Source organism: Marinomonas profundimaris (assembly GCF_000508165.1).
Taxonomy (GTDB): Bacteria; Pseudomonadota; Gammaproteobacteria; order Pseudomonadales; family Marinomonadaceae; genus Marinomonas; species Marinomonas profundimaris.
In genome coordinates, this window is record NZ_AYOZ01000045.1 from 1 (window position 1) to 16,539 (window position 16,539).

The following is a 16,539-nucleotide window of genomic DNA, read 5'->3' on the forward strand; positions in this document are numbered from 1 at the left end:
TCTTCCGCTTTTCGACTTGCTTCAGGTTTGCAGTATCGAGCAATCCAATCATGAATACTTTTGTAACTAACGCCAAGTCGCTCAGCCACTTCAGCAATCTTATAACCACGCTCTGTTACTTGTTTAACGGCTTCAATTTTGAACTCTTCGGTATAACGTTTCCCACTCATAATTCACCTCATTTTTACCTATTATTATATAGCTATGAGATGTCTACGAAAGTGGGTCCACACCAGTGAAACCAAATAGACTTAGCGTAACCGATTTTACAGACTAAAAAGCCGCTATGAAGCGGCTCTGGTATAAACAATACAGTGTTTTATTGTGGCATGCTCTTCGCTTTTTCAAGCATTTTTTGCTGCTCTTTAATCGCTTCTCTTGCGATTCTATCAAAAAACTGGCGTTTTTCAGCAGACTTAGCATGTCGAAAAAAGACAGAAAAAGGCGTCGGTTTCACTTTTTCTTTTTTAGGAATTAGCATTTCGTATCTCCTTAACTACCGTAAACCTACAATAGCTTTTAATTGCTCACGATTGTACTTTTTGTGCAAAATATCGCTAGTAATGCATAAAGTTAGTCATGAAGAAATACAGCACTCCTCTGCTTAGAACGAGCAACTTAAAACGAATTACTTGCAAATATTGACTCATGTAGCTAAGATTCGCGCATCTCATCTACCATGTGTAGAAGGAGTTACGACACCGTCCTCGCAAGAGGGCGAGGTCAGCTTTTCTTAGTTATTTCCTATACATTATCTTTATTTCGTTCCCAACGTTTATTGTATTTTCTTCTTTCATGTTCACGCTCAACGTAAAATGCAGTCCAAGGCAAGATATAGTCACCTCTATCATCTAGCACAACTAAATACCCTTCTTGCTCATACCAAATATGAATGCGCTTATTTCTACCTTTAGGTTCAGCCCACATTTTTAAAGATAAATGTTGATCGTTTTCAATAATTGGCTTTGGCCAACGAATACGCTCACAACGACGAAAATCAGGCGTACGCTCGTTTTCATCATCCCCTGTACTGGTCATATGCCAAAAAGTAGCAGACTTTCCATCGTATTCAGGATATCGCTTTAACCCTAGTCTAACGCCACGAAAGGTCGGCTTTGATAAGACAAAATCTGCTTCAAAATAAGCATAGATAGCATTTAAATAACGATTCCAATCTCCGTCGTAATCATTAAATAACACCAAACTTGGCAGCCATGCCGATGTCATTAGGAATCTCCCTGTCCATTCCAAATTAAAAGATTAAACTTACTTTCTCTAATCAAAGTATTGCGCGTTAATTGATAACCACTGCGCTCTTTAATTCTTGATATTAAATCAAGCTTCGCTTGATTCGTGGTGAGACCTCGATGCAAATACGCTAATGCACCTATCAACAGATCGGCCACTTGAAGCTGTTCCGCTTCATGTGAATGAATGCGCTGCATTTTTTCTATCATATGTTGCGAAAAATCATAATGACTATTGCAAACGACATCGTGCAACTTGGTGATTTTTTCATGACCCAATGTGTCTTTAATATCAATGTAGACACGATATTTTGATTCTGGGTCAAAGATACTTTTCAACATAACAAAGTACATTTTGTAGTACCAATCATCATGAGTTTGACCAAAGTCATGATGATTAAGCACTGTTTTATCAGGTACGACCAAACCTCTAAAATGACAATCATCGTCATCAAAAAAGTAATCAATGACATCGAGATAAAAGTCCAGCCGCCCTTTGCTTACCTTCGTCCATTTGATTTCAAAATCTGCTGACAGTCCATGTTTTACCTTGATTTCTCGAAGCCGTTTGGAAATTTCAGCCCGCTTGGCCACAGGACACCAAAGCGCCCCCAACGTCATCACGTTAATGCCATCGTTTTCTAAGTGGCAAGATTCATCACAATACACATTATAAAGTTCGCTCATAGAAACCCTCCTTGGTTACAAAGCTTGCTCGACTAGGGCATCCGCAAGGTTCAGTTGCGTAGTTTGCGCTTCGCTGAGTTGGGCTTTCAGCTGGTCGCAGATAGCCATTAACTCATCGACTTTGGCAACGATGCGGTGTTGTTCTTTTAGCGGAGGCATGGGAAGTATGATGCTTCTACTTTTAGTTATTGATATATTGTCCTGCCCTGCAGTTCCAATTAGTTCAATATCATCTAAAAACCGAGCCGACTTCAAATATGTGTATATATAGTTATTCAGAATCTTTTCTATAGGTCTAAAAAAAACTATTGCTTGGTTACAGTTCCACTCTGGAAAACTGTCTGGAATAATCGCAATTTTACCTAATGGCGGCCCAACTATATTCATAACCACATCGCCTGGGTATAAAATTGATCTAGTAAGTTTTTTCCTATGGTGTTCTATATCAATAAATTGAGGACGGTAATCGAATGCAATTTTCTGTTCTTTAATATTATAAACTTTAAGGTATGGCACACCTTTCTTGTCATCAAACTTATCTTTAGGAGGGGTTGAACCTGACGTTACGCCAAAACAAATATCATCTAATCTAGTGACATCCCACCCTTCCGGCAGGTCGAACGGTTTTTCTTCACCGGTGATGTCTGGCAGTGGCTTTTGTTTTTTGATTTTGCCTTGTTTGATCAGGTCGGCTTTTTCGGCGGCGATACGTTCGAGTAGAACACACGCAGGTTCGTCGTTGGGGTTTTGCTCGACAAGCTTGCCCATGACGGCCAATTGTAAAATGGTTTGTTTTAGCTGGTCGATGCTGTGTTCTGTGGTAAATAAGGTGTCGAAGTGGCCGCTGATGCGCGTCCAGTTTTCTGCCAATTCTTCGACATTCTGGCTATTCACTAAAGTGTCTAGTAAGACAGTCACTAAGGTTTGGTTAGCATCAAGGCTGGATTCAGTTTGCGCTTCGAGTTGATCACACAACGCCATCAACTCATCGACTTTAGCGACGATGCGATGTTGTTCATCTATTGGTGGTAGAGCTACAATTATTGGATAAATTTTTCGACCAGAAATAACAGGTTGCGCAGTTGCGCTATCATTTTCATTTAAGTTAGCTGATTTTAAAAGCCATGATAAAAAGTCAATATAAATGCATCCACTATTAAAATTAGTAATAAAAGCATTATCTGTCACCCATGCTAACCTAGGTGTAATATGGATAGATCCGCAATAAAAACCAACTCGACCAATAACGAGAGTTCGTTTTGAAACATTACTCTTATCATGGTAACCAGTAATTCCATTACCTCCAAAAACAGGAACAGAACCATTTTGATTCATTACCTTTGAGGTAAGGTTTTTTCCTGATGATATATGAATAATGTCTTGTAATCTGACATAGCTCCATCCTTCAGGCAGTTCAAACGGTTTTTCGTCTTCGCTAATATCAGGCAGCGGTTTTTGCTTTTTGATTTTGCCTTCTTTGACTAGCTGGGCTTTTTCATGGGCGATGCGTTCTAGCAAAGCAGACGCAGGTTCGTCACTAGCGTCCTGCGCCACCAGCTTGCCACGCACGGCAAGCTCCAGAATCAGCTCACGCAGTTTCTTGATGCCGTAGAGTTCTATTTTTTTGCTTGAGCCACGACCAGAGCTGGATTTGCGTTTAATGGCGCTGCTCCAGATGTCGATGTGCTCGGTGATCAGATTTTCTATAGGGCTAGAGTTTGTTGTTTGAGATTCCACCGACATTACTTCTCTCCACCCGCACTAGAGCCAGACGAGCTTAACGCCGCGCCGAGTATGCCTTTTAGCTGATTACGTAACGCAGCGATGTCGTCTTGTTGCGCTTGATAAGTGACCAGTAATTCTTCTGGATCGTGGCTTTCTAGCGCTTCTTGATAAGGGTTTTTAATATCTAAATTGAAATTACGCGTGATGATCTCGTCGATAGAGACTTTCCAAGCGTTGTTGGTTTCGACTCGGCTGGCAAAGCCGTCCGCTTCGTCGCCCCACCAGTCGATTTCGGTTTGAAATTCTTCAAACTTCATTGGCTTGGTTTTGTTGTAGTTTTTCACACCATCTGGATACGGATGCTCATAAAACCACACGTCTTTCGTCGGCTGCCCTTTGGTGAAAAACAGGATATTGGTTTTAATGCCAGTGTAAGGGTTAAACACGCCATTCGGTAAACGCACGATAGTGTGCAGGTTACATTCTTCGGTGAGCATTTTTTTGATTTTGGTTTTTACGCCTTCGCCAAATAAAGTACCATCGGGCAAGACCACGCCCGCTCTACCGCCGTTCTTGCTATCGGTTGGCTTTGAAAGCACCTCGATAATCAATTGTAGAAATAAATCCGCTGTCTCGCGGGTTTGCATGTCCGCCGGAAAGTTCTTTTCGATGCCGTCTTCTTCTGTGCCACCGAACGGAGGGTTGGTAGCAATCACATCGATGTTGCTGTCCCAGTTCGATAGTGGTTTATTCAAGGTATTGCCATGGCGAATTTGCACGGGGACTTCGATGCCATGCAACATCATATTGGTGATACACAACAAATGCGGCAGCTGTTTTTTCTCAACACCGTGAATTTGCTTTTGCAGGGTTTGATGATCATCTGTGGTGTGCACGTAACGTTCTTTCACATGATCGAAAGAACAGGCCAAAAAGCCACCCGTTCCCGTAGCTGGGTCCATGATGGTTTCGCCCAGCTTTGGATCAAGACGATCAACAATAAAGCGCGTAACAGCACGAGGCGTATAGAATTCCCCTGCGTTACCGGCACTTTGTAAATCGCGCAGAATTTGCTCGTAAATATCGCCAAATAGATGACGTTCTTTGGAATCGGTAAAATCGATTTCGTTTAGCTTGTTTATCACTTGGCGCAGCAGCGTGCCGTTCTTCATGTAGTTGAAAGCATCGCTAAAGGCTTCTTTCACCACAAAACCACGTGGGTTTAGATCGATTGGCGCGGTGAGGTTTTTCAAATCGTAGAATAAATCGTCGTTAACAAAATCGAGTAACTCGTCGCCCGTTATGCCTTCGGGGTCCGCCGCCCAGTTGTGCCATAAATACTCTTCAGGAATCGGTGCTTTGTAAGCGCCTTCCAGTTCAAACGCGAGCTCTTCCTCTTGAGCATCGAATACTTTAAGAAACAGCAACCAAGACATTTGACCAAGGCGCTGAGCATCGCCATCGACACCGGCGTCTTTGCGCATGATGTCTTGAATGGATTTTATTGCAGAACTGATAGACATGGGTTTTCTCTTAATAAAACTTTTCGTAAAAAGTACGGGCGCTGAACGGTTAGCGCGCGAGGAATAGGATGTTGTTAATTATGTAATGCAAATCGAGCCACGTTAGATAGGAATGAACGTCTAAGCCGATTTTGGTTCGTCTGATTGGTAAATCTCACTTTCAAGCTCTCTGATCGCTTCGTCATATTGTGGTTTGCCACCAAAGCCTTTTTTCACAATTTCATTCGGGCGACCAATTTGGTCAAATGGCGTCACTTTGAGCACTTGAATGTTTTCGATTTCTTGTACGCCAATGTCGGCGTATTTGTCTAACAACTGACTCAGCACTTGCTGAGCCGTTTCGCCGTATTTAACAAAGTAATTGCGCTTTTTCACATTGTCGGCACGTTCGCGTCGCGTCAGCGGCGGCATATCATAAACCACATGACAGATCAGATCGAATGGATCTAGTCCTTTTCCGACTTCCTCTTCTAACGCTTCCCAAATAATGCCCTGCTCTGCCAATTCATCGATGATGACTTGCTTACGTTCTGAGTCTTGCCATTTTTTGGTAAACTCATCGAGGGAGGCAAATTGTTTCGCCATGGTTTTGCGGGTGTAATCTTTGAACGACTCAGTCACCAGCTTGCCGTCTGTATCGTAATATTGAATACGCTCAGCGATGGCTTTCACCTTGACGCCATTCACATAGAACTTGCGGACTTTGTCTTCGTCGTTCCAATCTGTGCTGTCGTCACTGTTATCAAAGGAACCAAAGTCATCACTCATGGTTGAGTTAGACGTCTCGTATGGCGCTTCTGGCTCTTGGATGGAATCAGGATCTATATCTTCTTCGCCAAAAGGATTTTCAATGTCATCCAAGCCATCGACGATATCGTCTAGCGCTTCTTCTGTCTCATAATCACTGGTATGTGTTTGCTTGATTTGCACGGGCTCGCCATCGAATCGCTCGTCGGCAAACAATTCGGTAGCCTTTTTAAAGTCCATAATAGTAAACCAGAGTTTGCCATATTTTTCATCGATACGAGTGCCACGGCCAATGATTTGCTTGAACTTGGTCATGGACTGAATGGATTGATCCAATACCACCAGCTTACAAGTTTTGGCATCCACACCTGTGGTCATTAACTCCGAGGTAACCGCTATGACTGGGTAGGCTTTTTTCGAGTTAATAAAATTATCCAGCTGGCCTTTGCCCAAATCCTCATCGCCCGTAATTCGCATTACGTACTTATCATTTTTCGCCATCTGCTCTGGGTTAAGATTCGCCAAAGCTCGACGCATACGCTCGGCGTGATCAATATCGTTACAAAATATGATGGTCTTCGACATTGAACCAATGCGCGTTAGGTAATTGGTCACGGTTTGCGCCACCAATTGGGTGCGCTCATCGATGACTAACGTTCGATCCATGTCTTTTTGGTTATAGATTCGATCCTCTATCACATTGCCTTTTTTATCTATTTGCTCTTTGTAAGGTCGCCAACCTTGTACATCGATATCAATGTCGACACGAACTACTTTGTAAGGCGCTAAGAAACCATCCTCAATACCTTGCTTTAACGAATAGGTGTAAATAGGGTCGCCAAAATATTCGATGTTAGAGACTTCATCGGTTTCTTTTGGCGTGGCGGTCAAACCCACTTGAGTCGCAGAGTTAAAGTATTCAAGGATTTCTCGCCAAGCGCTCTCTTCCGATGCGCTGCCACGATGACACTCGTCGATAATAATCAGATCGAAGAAATCAGGATCGACTTGTTTGTAGGCTTTTTGATCTTCTTCTGGTCCAGTTAAGGCTTGATATAAGGCAAGGTGAATTTCATATGCAGGATCGACTTTGCGGCCAGTGATTTTCGTCATGGCTGTGCCAAAAGGCTGAAAATCATTAATTCGGGTTTGGTCTACCAATATATTGCGGTCGGCTAAAAAGAGAATGCGCTTCTTGGCTCTTGCTTTCCACAAGCGCCAGATAATTTGAAATGCCGTATAGGTTTTGCCTGTTCCGGTTGCCATCACTAACAATAATCGATTTTGCCCTTCGGCAATGGCTTCGACCGTTTTATTAATGGCTTGCAGCTGATAATAACGCGGCGCTTTGCCTGTGCCATCATCATGATAATCTTGTGCGATAACAGGAAGGTTTTCGGTTTTGTAACCTTTCCATTGGCAGTATTTTTCCCAGAGTTGCTGTGGCGTAGGGAAATCTTCAAGGCGAATTTCGGTTTCTAATTGAGCAAGGTTGGTTTTATCATGAAAAATAAAACCATCGCCATTGGAAGCAAACACAAAAGGTACTTCAAGCAGACTAGCGTAACCTAAGGCTTGCTGCATGCCTTTGCCGACTTCGTGCTTGTTGGCTTTCGCTTCAATGACCGCGAGCGGCATACTTGGCTTATGATACAGAACGATGTCTGCCGACTTCACTCTCTTACGCGCCGCCATCTGGCCGCGAACAATGACCATACCCTCTTTGAGTTTTACCTCTTGACGTATCTGCGTCATATCATCCCAACCAACGTTTTTTACAGCGGGCAGAATAAACTTAGTGATGATGTCGGTTTCTGTTAATTTTGCTTTGTTAATGCCTGAGGCCATATCGCACATCCACTGCAAATCCGTTTAAGTGTTTAATATATCGAAGTTTTCTTCTAAAGCCGAGTATTTAGCAGTTTGAGGGCGAGACACTGGCCATCAAATTAGTAAGCTGATGTCCTAACTCACCTTTTTCCATCATGGTTTGATTCAACAAGGCAGGCATTAACAACGCTTCTTTACTTATGGCTTTTAACGCAAAGAAAGTCATTGGCGATACAGGAAATTCAGTAATCCACTCGCTCAATGCCGATTCAAGAACGGCTTCAAACTCGACAAACAAAGCAAACGTAGACGGCGCCATTTTATGCTGCTCGCCCATCAAAATACGATAACTCGCCAGCCGTTCTGTTTTTCCAACCCAAGCAGACCAAAGCGCAATCCATCCGGGGATAAAATTCGATTCTTTCGCCAAGTTCAGTTGCGACGACACGCTGTTCATTTCCTCTTGCGCCCTTTCGGTTAAAGAAGACAACGCCGTTTCCCACAACACCAACTTAGTTGGAAAATTGCTGTACACCGTCGGTTTAGACACCGCTGCGGCCGACACAACCTGATCAATACTGGTACTTTGATAACCCTGTTTGGTAAAAAGCTCACACGCCACTTCGACAATATGCGCCTTCTTACTCGGTCTTCCTCTTGCCATAAACTTCTCAATAACTTACTTGTCGTATTTCATTAATCCGCGCGCTTGCACGCAACTACAACGCTCATTTGATGCCTTTGGATCGGCGTTGAGCTTCTCGGTACGCACGGTAAATACCACCATTTTGCTTTGGATCTTGCTTAATCCATTCTTGCGTCATTCGTTGATTAATCTGCTCCAGCTCTCGCAATAACGCTTTGGATGGTGTGCTATAAATAATACCGCCGTCTTTTAATGACGCTAGATCTGTTTCAACACGCTCTTTGGTTTGTATCCAGCCATTTCGCTCTGCTTTTAGGGCCGCCTTTTCAATGGCGACTTTGGTTTTAGCATCTAATTTGTCGAAAACGCTTTTGTTCATCACCACGATTTCTTTGGGAATCCACACTCGTAAATCATTCATATACGGGGCGTATGTCCATATTTGAGTGTCCTCACCTACTGACAAAGAAGCAAAGCGTCCGTCTAACTTACCTTGTTCAAACGCCGATTTTACTTCCTTCAGTGGCACTTGAACGGGATTTGCTCCAAGACTCTGGATCAAAGTTGTCACCGTTTGGTTAAACGCACGAATGGATAACCCGTTAAAGTCTTCTATTGTTTCAATTTTCCGTGTCGAAAACGCACTGTAAGGCGTCCATGGCACAACATATAAATAGTGCAGACCCAGCTTGTGCAATTGTTTTTGTGTGTCCGCCTTAGAGGCCTGCCATAACAATTGAGCATCATCATAATTATTCGCAAGGAACGGAATCATATCGTGCTGAAAGATAGAATTTTTCTTATCCAACAACCCCAATAGAAACTCGCCAATCACCACTTTTCCAGACATTACCGCCCCCGGAATCGCGAGATGAGGCAAAGCCTTTCCATTTGGTTTCACTACGATATTGATGTCACCATTAGTTCGTAACTGCACGTCTTCTGCAAAGTCATAGGCAATTTGAGTTGGCTGATTTCGATCACTAAAAGGCGTCGGCATCACCCAATCTTGGGAAAGTGCAACAGATGAAAAAAATGTCATGCAAACCAAAGAAACAGAAGTCGATAAAAGATTGTTAACCATAAAATGCCTAATTCATTCCACTGTAAGTGGTAGCCAAAATACCATTAACTTGAATTAAATGCATGGAAATCAGCACGCTGACAATACCAGTGCCGGCTTGGCGATTCGCAGATATTCCATCCGAACTGACCACTAAAAAAATCAAACACTTGACGAGATACAAAAACACGATTAAATTAACTATACCGTTTAGTTAATAAATTAAATATTTATCCAAGAGGTACAACATCATGCAAAGCGAGAACGGTTTCTACGGGCAATACGGTGGCAGTTACATTCCTGAAATTCTTTATTCGAGCCAACAGCAAATTTTACATGCGTTCGAAGAAGCCAAAAATGACCCAACCTTTCTCGCTGAGCTACACAAACAATGGCAGCAATTTTCTGGCCGCCCTACGCCGCTAACCTATTGTGCAAACCTAACGGAACACTTTGGTGGCGCACAGATTTACCTAAAACGTGAAGACTTAAACCACAGTGGCGCGCACAAGATGAACAACGTGATTGGCCAAGGCTTATTGGTCAAACGCATGGGTAAAAAACGTGTGATTGCAGAAACAGGTGCCGGACAACACGGCATCGCTACAGCACTTGTTGCCGCGCGTTTAGGCCTAGAATGTACCATTTACATGGGCGCGAAAGACATAGAACGCCAATACCCCAATGTATTTTGGATGAAGCAGTTAGGCGCAACGGTTGTCCCAGTCACGACTGGTGCACAAACCCTACGCGATGCATTAGACGAAGCCTTGCGCGACTGGTCTTCCAGCCACGAAGACAGCCATTATTTGATTGGTACATCTTGTGGCTGCGCACCGTTTCCTGAAATGGTGGCGTTTTTCCAGTCTGTTATTGGTGACGAAGTACGCGAGCAAAGTGTGGCGCAATTTGGTCAGTTTCCAGATCGTTTATACGCTTGTGTTGGCGGTGGCTCGAACGCTTGCGGCTTGTTCCTACCTTTCCTAGATGACAAAGAAGTGGAAATGGTGGGCGTAGAAGCCGGCGGCAAAGGTTTAGAGCTTGGCGAGCACTCTATCCGCCTATCTCATAACCTCGGCCAACCAGGCATTGCACAAGGTTTTGCGACCATGTTCTTGCAAGACCAAGCCGGTCAATTGCAAGAAACACACTCTATCGCTGCTGGTTTGGACTACGTTGGCGTTTCGCCCATCATTGCGCACCTTGCCGAAACCGGTCGCATTAAAATGACCTATGCGATGGACGATGAGGTGATTGCTGCGTGTACGTTATTGCTGAAAAAAGAAGGCATTATTCCCGCGTTAGAATCGTCTCATGCGTTGGCAGGCGCGTTTAAAGACGCTCCGAATTTACCCAAAGATTCGAAGATTGTGATCAACCTTTCTGGCCGTGGCGACAAAGACATCTTCAACGTCGCGAAAGCCGTGCAAGACGAAACCTTTCCTCAGTTCTTAACCGATTACCTTGCGGCTTACTCAACCAGCCACGCAGATCATCAGGAGCAAAACGCATGAGCCAGTTAGCCGCTTTTATTGAAGAAAAAAAGAGTGTTAAAGTGAAGCGTCAACAAAAGCCAATTTTGTCTATGACGCACGTGGTTTATGGCTACCCAACGGTTCAAGACAGTCTGGATTGGATGAAACGCTTAATGCAAGAAGGCGTGGATTTCATCGAAGTGCAATTTCCTTTTTCTGACCCTGTGGCCGATGGCCCAAGTATTGTCGCGGCGTGTCATAAAGCATTAGAGCAAAAGCTGGACGTGGAAACCTGCTTATCTCAATTAGGCAAACTAGCGAAAGGCTTTCCTGAAAGCCGCATCGTATTGATGAGTTATCTCAATCCTATGTATCGTTTTGGATTAGACAAACTGGCCAAACGCGCGGCCGAAGAAAATATTCTAGGCTTGATCCTACCGGATCTACCCATTGAACAAGCGGCAACCTACCAAGCGGCGTGTAAAGCCCATAACATTGATCCAGTATGGTTGGTCACTCCCGTCACACCGCCAGAACGATTGGCCATGTTAGCAAGCCAAGCCAGCGGCTTCCTGTATTGTGTGGCTCGCTCTGGCGTAACGGGGCATTCTGTCCATGAAAACAAAAGCCATGAAAGCAAAGCCAAACAGACGTCACTGGATGATTATTTGGCACAAATAAAGCAACACGCCAGCGCACCAATGGGCGTCGGGTTCGGTTTACGAGAACGAGCGCAAATCGAACAATTAATTGGCAAAGCCGACATCGCCATTCTTGGTTCTGCACTATTGGATGCGTACAACAAAGGCGGACAAGAAGAAGGCATTAAACTGATCAAAGACTTATTTCACTAAGTTCATTATCAAAATCCACAGTAAATATGGCTTGAAACACCGCAGTACTGAATATATGATTCGTATATATTTCATATACGGATCATATATCATGGGTATTATCAAAATTTCCGACGACCTTCACGACGACATTCGCAAAAGCTGTCACGTTATGTCTCGCTCTATCAACGCTCAAGCCGAATTCTGGATGAAGATGGGACGCTTGGCGGAACTCCATCCTAACCTCACCTTTCCCGAACTAATCGCACAAGAACTGGCCAATGCGAACCACGAAGAACCATTAAAGGTCGTGAAATAGCATGCAAGTACAGATTAAAAGCGCAGATGAAATAGAATTAATGCGCACATCAGGGAAGCTGCTAGCCGAGGTCTTTCACATGTTAGACGGCTTCGTAAAAGAAGGCGTATCGACTTTAGAAATCAACGACAAAGTTGAAGACTTCATTCGCCATGAACTGAACGCAAGACCTGCAAGCCTAGGGCAATACGATTATGGATTTTCCCTAAACTCATCTATAAACGAAGTCGTCTGCCACGGCGTTCCAAGTGACAACCAAAGACTCAAAGCAAAAGACATTATTAACCTGGACATCACGCTTGAGAAAAATGGCTTTATTGCCGATTCAAGCAAAATGTATGTTATGAGCGCCGCCAACCCCATCGCCAAACGCTTAGTGAAAACCACTTATGAAGCCATGTGGGCAGGCATAAAGAAAGTAAAACCAGGCGCAACATTAGGCGACATTGGCGCCGCCATTCAAACGCTCGCCGAGGGCAAAGGCTATTCCGTCGTAAAAGAATATTGTGGCCACGGCATAGGTCGAGAAATGCACGAAGAGCCTCAAGTGTTGCATTATGGCAAAGCAGGAACGGGACTTGTTTTGAAAGAAGGTATGACGTTTACCATTGAGCCAATGATCAACCAAGGCAAAGCCAAGACCAAAACAAAGAAAGACGGCTGGACCGTTGTCACCGCTGACAAAAAACTCTCGGCTCAATGGGAACACACGATTTTGGTCACAAAAACAGGTTACGAAGTACTAACACTCAGGGAGGAAGAAACAACAAACTAATGCTTACACCACCGCAGCCCAGCGACTTTCCATAAAATCAATAAATACGCGCATTTTATTGGGCATAAAGCGCATTGCCAGAAACTGCATGTGAATACCGCCCTGAAAATCGCTGTTAAGCTGCCAATCATTTAATACTTGAACCACGTCCCCTTTCTCTAACGATTCTCGTACCACGAAGTCGGGAAAAGGGGCGATACCAAACCCTTGCCTCACCCCTCTTAAGCGCATTTCAGCATCGTTATTAATATAACGACCATCAACTGTGATCACCGACTTACGCTCACCTTGCGTAAAGGACCAAATGTTGTCGCCATCAAAAAAACCGAGCGGCAAACAAAGATGATCCAACAAGTCTTCTGGCGAATTCGGTGTGCCATGTTCCGCCACATATTCGGGGCTGGCGCAGAGTATGGAGCGAACCTTTCCCAGAGTTTTACAGACTAAATGTTCATGCGGCTTATCCGCCACATAAAACACCACATCGACATTCTGATAAGCCGGATCGACTCGCAAGTCGGTTACTTGGACTTGCAACGACACAGCAGGATACAAGGCCATAAATTCCAGTAACAAAGGCTCTAAAACCTGTTTAGCAAATGCGTCTGGTGCCGCAATCCGCAAGCGCCCTTTTGCTTCTGTTGCCTCACTTTCAGACGCGACGACAGCTTCTTTCGCGCTGTCTAGCATTTGGCGACATTGCTCGTAAACCGCGACTCCGACCAAGGTTGTGGTTTGGCGTCGTGTCGTGCGCTCGATTAACACCGCCGATAACGCGCTCTCAATTCTCGACACCTGTCGACTGACACCAGATGGTGTTACACCGAGCCTTTTGGCGGCTTTTGTAAAACTTCCTGTTTCCACCACAGCGACAAAGGCCGCCATGTCGGGCAATAAAGCGATCAATTCATTTGTGTTCATGGGTCATAAGTATTTTGATTTATGAAGCAATTATCATACATCAACGCATCAGTTAACCTAGCTTTTTATTCCACCCAAACACCTGCGAGAACACATGAAAGCACAAACATTTAACAACCCAACTCTTTTCAACCGACTTCCTGTCGCCGAAATATCGTTGCTTTTAACCGCCTTTTTTTGGGGAACCAGTTATGGCATCACAAAAGAAGCGTTGGTATATACCTCCGTCCTCGCCTTTATTGTGATTCGGTTCGGCTTAACATCACTTTTATTAATGCCTTTATATTGGCGAGAAACACGCAAAGGACAGACTAAAGACTGGAAGTACGCCCTGCCAACTGGCGCTATTTTACTCTGCATTTTTCTCGCTGAGACCTATGGCGTTTTCCACACAACCGCATCTAAAGCGGCATTCCTGATCAGCCTTTGTGTCTTAATGACACCTTTTGTAGAAGCGATCACAGCAAAACGATGGCCGAGCAAAAACATATTAGGGTGCGCATTATTGTCAGTGGTCGGCGTGCTGTTACTGACACAGAAAAACATTGGCTGGATGGTCTTTAATATTGGCGATTATTTCATTTTGTTGGCCGCATTTTTACGCGCTTGCATGGTCGTCACGACGAAGGTGTTATTGGATGGCAAGCGTCTGTCGCCGTTGAGCACGACCAGCCTGCAAGCTAATGTGGTCACGCTGGGTGCCTTGGTTATTTTCTTCGCGGGTGACATTCAGGTAACCGAATTGTTTCCAACGGAATCGTCTTTCTGGCTGGCGGCGTTTTATCTTGCTCTTTTTTGTACTGTCTTTGCACTCTTCGCGCAAAACTATGGCGTTAAACACACAACGCCATCGCGCGTTGCTTTACTTACTGGGTCAGAACCCGCCTTCGGCGCGCTATTTGCTTTTTATTGGTTGGGCGAGTCATTGAGCGAAGTGCAATTGATGGGTGGGGGTTGTATTTTGGTGGCGACGTTAATAGCTTCTATGTCGAGAAGATAAGAAACACAAAAAAAGGGTAAGTTCCAAAGAACTTACCCTTTTTTAAAATTCTTAGTATCTAACGAATTAGATAGCTTTGATGTTTTCTGCTTGTGGGCCTTTTTGGCCTGCAGTAACAACGAACTCAACTTGTTGGCCTTCAGCCAAAGTTTTGAATCCATCGCTTACGATCGCGCTGAAATGTGCGAAAACGTCTGGACCATTCTCTTGTTCGATGAAACCGAAACCTTTAGTTTCGTTGAACCACTTAACTGTACCTTTAACTGTATTAGACATAAATAATCACCTAGATTTTAACTAGCCTTTAATAGGCTGGAATTGCAAAAAAAATAGACTGGCACTTAGAAACTTCAGAACGACGATTTATGAATAAAGCAACGTATAGCAGAGTTTTTAATTAGAGACTTCTTTCTGGCTTGAAGCTCGCATATTATAGACATATCAACTGGATAGATAGTTTTATTTGAGTTAGTGATTAAAAGACGCCTTATCCGTTCACTTTCCCTTACTGAAATCGCCCTTTCCAGTCTCACGAGTATCCAAACACGACTAGGTGAAAATGTACTATGGTTACATTGATGATTCGATATGTTTTTTTACTATTTGTCAGCAGCACCATCAGCTTGGCGTATGCCAATGATCTAATCACCTACGGGAAAGCGTGTTTAGTAAAAGAAAATAGGCTCAACCAAGCCAAGATCAAACTAGAGAATTTATCGCGACGCACTAACGACGCTCAAATCGAATCCAATCAGGCATGGCAGACCATAAAACACTACAAAACCGCCAAAGCACAATTAGAGACATCGATGACAGAATGCACTCAAACCACACCAAACAGCGCCTATTGCCATCAAGTTCGCCTGCGCTATAACGAACTAACCTATCGTATTGAGAATGCAAAAGCGGACGCGCCAGAAGGACTTTATCATCCTGACGGTTCAAGCAACGATGTTGAAATAACAAAAGCAAACTTCAAACAACGACATGACACCTTTATCGCGTTATGCCGAGACTCCGACACGCATTACGCCTTGCTGCAAGACCCCAATGCGTATGCTGCCGTCTGTTCAAGTGACGCGGCAAGACAATCTGTCACCTGTTCTCTTTTCTAATCGGCGGTTTTGATCGACCAGTATTTAGATGAACGGCTATTTCGCTGCCATGCCGTCTTGCACAACAATGACCAGTTTGTCCATTTCAAACCCTAACCGCTCCGCTTCCGCTAACAAGCGTTTTTTCACATTACTTGGCATGGTCGGTGTTCGTGAAAGCAGCCAGAAGAAGTCTCGATTCGGCCCTGAAACCATGGCGTATTGATAGTTCTCTTTGTCCAATTCAAAAATGACATACGCGCCATAAAATGGGCCAAAAAACGACACTTTCAAATGCCCAACATCCGATGAGTTTACAAAATAAGCGCGCCCTTTGGCCTCGCGCCATTCTTTATCGTCCGCTGAATACCCACTGTTGATTACCGCGACACCGCCATCGTCACGCATCGAATAGGTTGCTGTCACATTCGACAAACCTTCTTCAAACGCATGATCTTGCCGCGCGATTTCATACCATGTGCCTAAATAGCGTTCTAATTGAAATTGTGTGACGGGATTAATGTTTTTAGGGGCGCTGGTACAACCCACTAAGAGTATCGACATAATCCAAACGAGGTATTTCATACCGTTCTCCTCAATGTTCGATTCGTTTTACCACTTAACACAACTGTCACACTCCTATTGCAGTCTATT

General features: G+C 44.1%; 18 protein-coding genes. 6 read left to right on the plus strand and 12 right to left on the minus strand.

The window, feature by feature from the left end; genetic code table 11:
• From D104_RS37245 to dctP, 9 genes are all read right to left on the minus strand, one after another.
• Window positions 1-170: transposase (locus tag D104_RS37245; protein WP_031215209.1), on the minus strand; the 170-nt coding region annotated here is incomplete at its 3' end.
• Between the two features lie 149 nt (window positions 171-319).
• Complete coding sequence (locus D104_RS37490; protein ID WP_024024789.1) at window positions 320-481, minus strand: hypothetical protein; 162 nt, start codon at window positions 479-481, stop codon at window positions 320-322.
• A 263-nt stretch (window positions 482-744) separates the two neighbouring features.
• Window positions 745-1,227, minus strand: coding sequence for a hypothetical protein (locus tag D104_RS32240; protein ID WP_024024790.1), 483 nt, complete (start codon window positions 1,225-1,227; stop codon window positions 745-747).
• On the minus strand, window positions 1,227-1,934 hold the full coding sequence (locus D104_RS32245; RefSeq protein ID WP_024024791.1) for a DUF3800 domain-containing protein: 708 nt from the start codon (window positions 1,932-1,934) through the stop codon (window positions 1,227-1,229). The genes D104_RS32240 and D104_RS32245 overlap by 1 nt, the downstream gene beginning before the upstream one ends.
• 15 nt (window positions 1,935-1,949) lie before the next feature.
• Window positions 1,950-3,677: a restriction endonuclease subunit S gene (locus D104_RS32250; RefSeq protein ID WP_024024792.1), complete on the minus strand. Its 1,728-nt coding sequence runs from the start codon at window positions 3,675-3,677 to the stop codon at window positions 1,950-1,952.
• Window positions 3,677-5,182 carry an N-6 DNA methylase gene (locus D104_RS32255; RefSeq protein WP_024024793.1) on the minus strand — a complete coding sequence of 502 codons (1,506 nt, stop codon included), beginning with the start codon at window positions 5,180-5,182 and terminating at the stop codon, window positions 3,677-3,679. Before D104_RS32255 ends, D104_RS32250 begins: the two co-directional genes overlap by 1 nt.
• 120 nt (window positions 5,183-5,302) lie before the next feature.
• A complete protein-coding gene (gene hsdR, locus D104_RS32260; protein ID WP_024024794.1) occupies window positions 5,303-7,777 on the minus strand; it encodes an EcoAI/FtnUII family type I restriction enzme subunit R in 2,475 nt (824 codons plus the stop codon).
• A gap of 67 nt (window positions 7,778-7,844) precedes the next feature.
• Entirely contained in the window at window positions 7,845-8,423 is a 579-nt protein-coding gene (locus D104_RS32265; RefSeq protein ID WP_024024795.1) for a TetR/AcrR family transcriptional regulator, read from the minus strand.
• Window positions 8,424-8,487: 64 nt separating this feature from the next.
• Entirely contained in the window at window positions 8,488-9,489 is a 1,002-nt protein-coding gene (gene dctP / locus D104_RS32270) for a TRAP transporter substrate-binding protein DctP (protein ID WP_024024796.1), read from the minus strand.
• Between the two features lie 230 nt (window positions 9,490-9,719).
• On the opposite strand from dctP, the gene trpB reads away from it, so the two are divergent.
• The 4 genes from trpB (at window position 9,720) to map (ending at window position 12,870) form a co-directional block, all read left to right on the plus strand.
• The gene (gene trpB, locus D104_RS32275; protein ID WP_024024797.1) at window positions 9,720-10,982 is read left to right on the plus strand and encodes a tryptophan synthase subunit beta; all 1,263 of its coding nucleotides are present in this window, start codon (window positions 9,720-9,722) and stop codon (window positions 10,980-10,982) included.
• Window positions 10,979-11,797 carry a tryptophan synthase subunit alpha gene (gene trpA / locus D104_RS32280; protein WP_024024798.1) on the plus strand — a complete coding sequence of 273 codons (819 nt, stop codon included), beginning with the start codon at window positions 10,979-10,981 and terminating at the stop codon, window positions 11,795-11,797. The genes trpB and trpA overlap by 4 nt, the downstream gene beginning before the upstream one ends.
• 91 nt (window positions 11,798-11,888) lie before the next feature.
• A complete protein-coding gene (locus tag D104_RS32285; protein WP_024024799.1) occupies window positions 11,889-12,095 on the plus strand; it encodes a ParD-like family protein in 207 nt (68 codons plus the stop codon).
• Between the two features lies 1 nt (window position 12,096).
• Window positions 12,097-12,870 carry a type I methionyl aminopeptidase gene (gene map, locus D104_RS32290; RefSeq protein WP_024024800.1) on the plus strand — a complete coding sequence of 258 codons (774 nt, stop codon included), beginning with the start codon at window positions 12,097-12,099 and terminating at the stop codon, window positions 12,868-12,870.
• A gap of 3 nt (window positions 12,871-12,873) precedes the next feature.
• On the opposite strand, the gene D104_RS32295 is transcribed toward map, so the two are convergent.
• Window positions 12,874-13,791, minus strand: coding sequence for a LysR family transcriptional regulator (locus D104_RS32295; protein ID WP_024024801.1), 918 nt, complete (start codon window positions 13,789-13,791; stop codon window positions 12,874-12,876).
• A 94-nt stretch (window positions 13,792-13,885) separates the two neighbouring features.
• On the opposite strand from D104_RS32295, the gene D104_RS32300 reads away from it, so the two are divergent.
• Complete coding sequence (locus tag D104_RS32300; RefSeq protein ID WP_024024802.1) at window positions 13,886-14,791, plus strand: DMT family transporter; 906 nt, start codon at window positions 13,886-13,888, stop codon at window positions 14,789-14,791.
• 66 nt (window positions 14,792-14,857) lie between these two features.
• Here D104_RS32300 and D104_RS32305 read toward each other — a convergent pair whose 3' ends face one another.
• A complete protein-coding gene (locus D104_RS32305) occupies window positions 14,858-15,067 on the minus strand; it encodes a cold-shock protein (RefSeq protein ID WP_024024803.1) in 210 nt (69 codons plus the stop codon).
• A gap of 302 nt (window positions 15,068-15,369) precedes the next feature.
• Here D104_RS32305 and D104_RS32310 point away from each other — a divergent pair, with 302 nt between their 5' ends.
• On the plus strand, window positions 15,370-15,906 hold the full coding sequence (locus D104_RS32310; protein WP_152531168.1) for a hypothetical protein: 537 nt from the start codon (window positions 15,370-15,372) through the stop codon (window positions 15,904-15,906).
• Window positions 15,907-15,942: 36 nt separating this feature from the next.
• Here the strand turns inward: D104_RS32310 and D104_RS32315 are convergent, their stop codons facing one another.
• Complete coding sequence (locus tag D104_RS32315) at window positions 15,943-16,470, minus strand: lipocalin family protein (protein WP_024024805.1); 528 nt, start codon at window positions 16,468-16,470, stop codon at window positions 15,943-15,945.
• Window positions 16,471-16,539 lie beyond the last annotated feature (69 nt).

Excerpts from the sequence above, each read along its gene's own strand:
- D104_RS32245 (WP_024024791.1), bottom strand. The coding sequence starts at position 1,934 with ATGAGCGAACTTTATAATGTGTATTGTGATGAATCTTGCCACTTAGAA.
- D104_RS32265 (WP_024024795.1), bottom strand. The coding sequence starts at position 8,423 with ATGGCAAGAGGAAGACCGAGTAAGAAGGCGCATATTGTCGAAGTGGCG.
- D104_RS32295 (WP_024024801.1), bottom strand. The coding sequence starts at position 13,791 with ATGAACACAAATGAATTGATCGCTTTATTGCCCGACATGGCGGCCTTT.
- D104_RS32255 (WP_024024793.1), bottom strand. The coding sequence starts at position 5,182 with ATGTCTATCAGTTCTGCAATAAAATCCATTCAAGACATCATGCGCAAA.
- D104_RS32315 (WP_024024805.1), bottom strand. The coding sequence starts at position 16,470 with ATGAAATACCTCGTTTGGATTATGTCGATACTCTTAGTGGGTTGTACC.
- D104_RS32285 (WP_024024799.1), top strand. The coding sequence starts at position 11,889 with ATGGGTATTATCAAAATTTCCGACGACCTTCACGACGACATTCGCAAA.
- D104_RS32250 (WP_024024792.1), bottom strand. The coding sequence starts at position 3,677 with ATGTCGGTGGAATCTCAAACAACAAACTCTAGCCCTATAGAAAATCTG.
- dctP (WP_024024796.1), bottom strand. The coding sequence starts at position 9,489 with ATGGTTAACAATCTTTTATCGACTTCTGTTTCTTTGGTTTGCATGACA.
- D104_RS32300 (WP_024024802.1), top strand. The coding sequence starts at position 13,886 with ATGAAAGCACAAACATTTAACAACCCAACTCTTTTCAACCGACTTCCT.
- D104_RS32305 (WP_024024803.1), bottom strand. The coding sequence starts at position 15,067 with ATGTCTAATACAGTTAAAGGTACAGTTAAGTGGTTCAACGAAACTAAA.
- hsdR (WP_024024794.1), bottom strand. The coding sequence starts at position 7,777 with ATGGCCTCAGGCATTAACAAAGCAAAATTAACAGAAACCGACATCATC.
- map (WP_024024800.1), top strand. The coding sequence starts at position 12,097 with ATGCAAGTACAGATTAAAAGCGCAGATGAAATAGAATTAATGCGCACA.
- D104_RS37490 (WP_024024789.1), bottom strand. The coding sequence starts at position 481 with ATGCTAATTCCTAAAAAAGAAAAAGTGAAACCGACGCCTTTTTCTGTC.
- trpA (WP_024024798.1), top strand. The coding sequence starts at position 10,979 with ATGAGCCAGTTAGCCGCTTTTATTGAAGAAAAAAAGAGTGTTAAAGTG.
- D104_RS32310 (WP_152531168.1), top strand. The coding sequence starts at position 15,370 with ATGATTCGATATGTTTTTTTACTATTTGTCAGCAGCACCATCAGCTTG.
- D104_RS32240 (WP_024024790.1), bottom strand. The coding sequence starts at position 1,227 with ATGACATCGGCATGGCTGCCAAGTTTGGTGTTATTTAATGATTACGAC.
- trpB (WP_024024797.1), top strand. The coding sequence starts at position 9,720 with ATGCAAAGCGAGAACGGTTTCTACGGGCAATACGGTGGCAGTTACATT.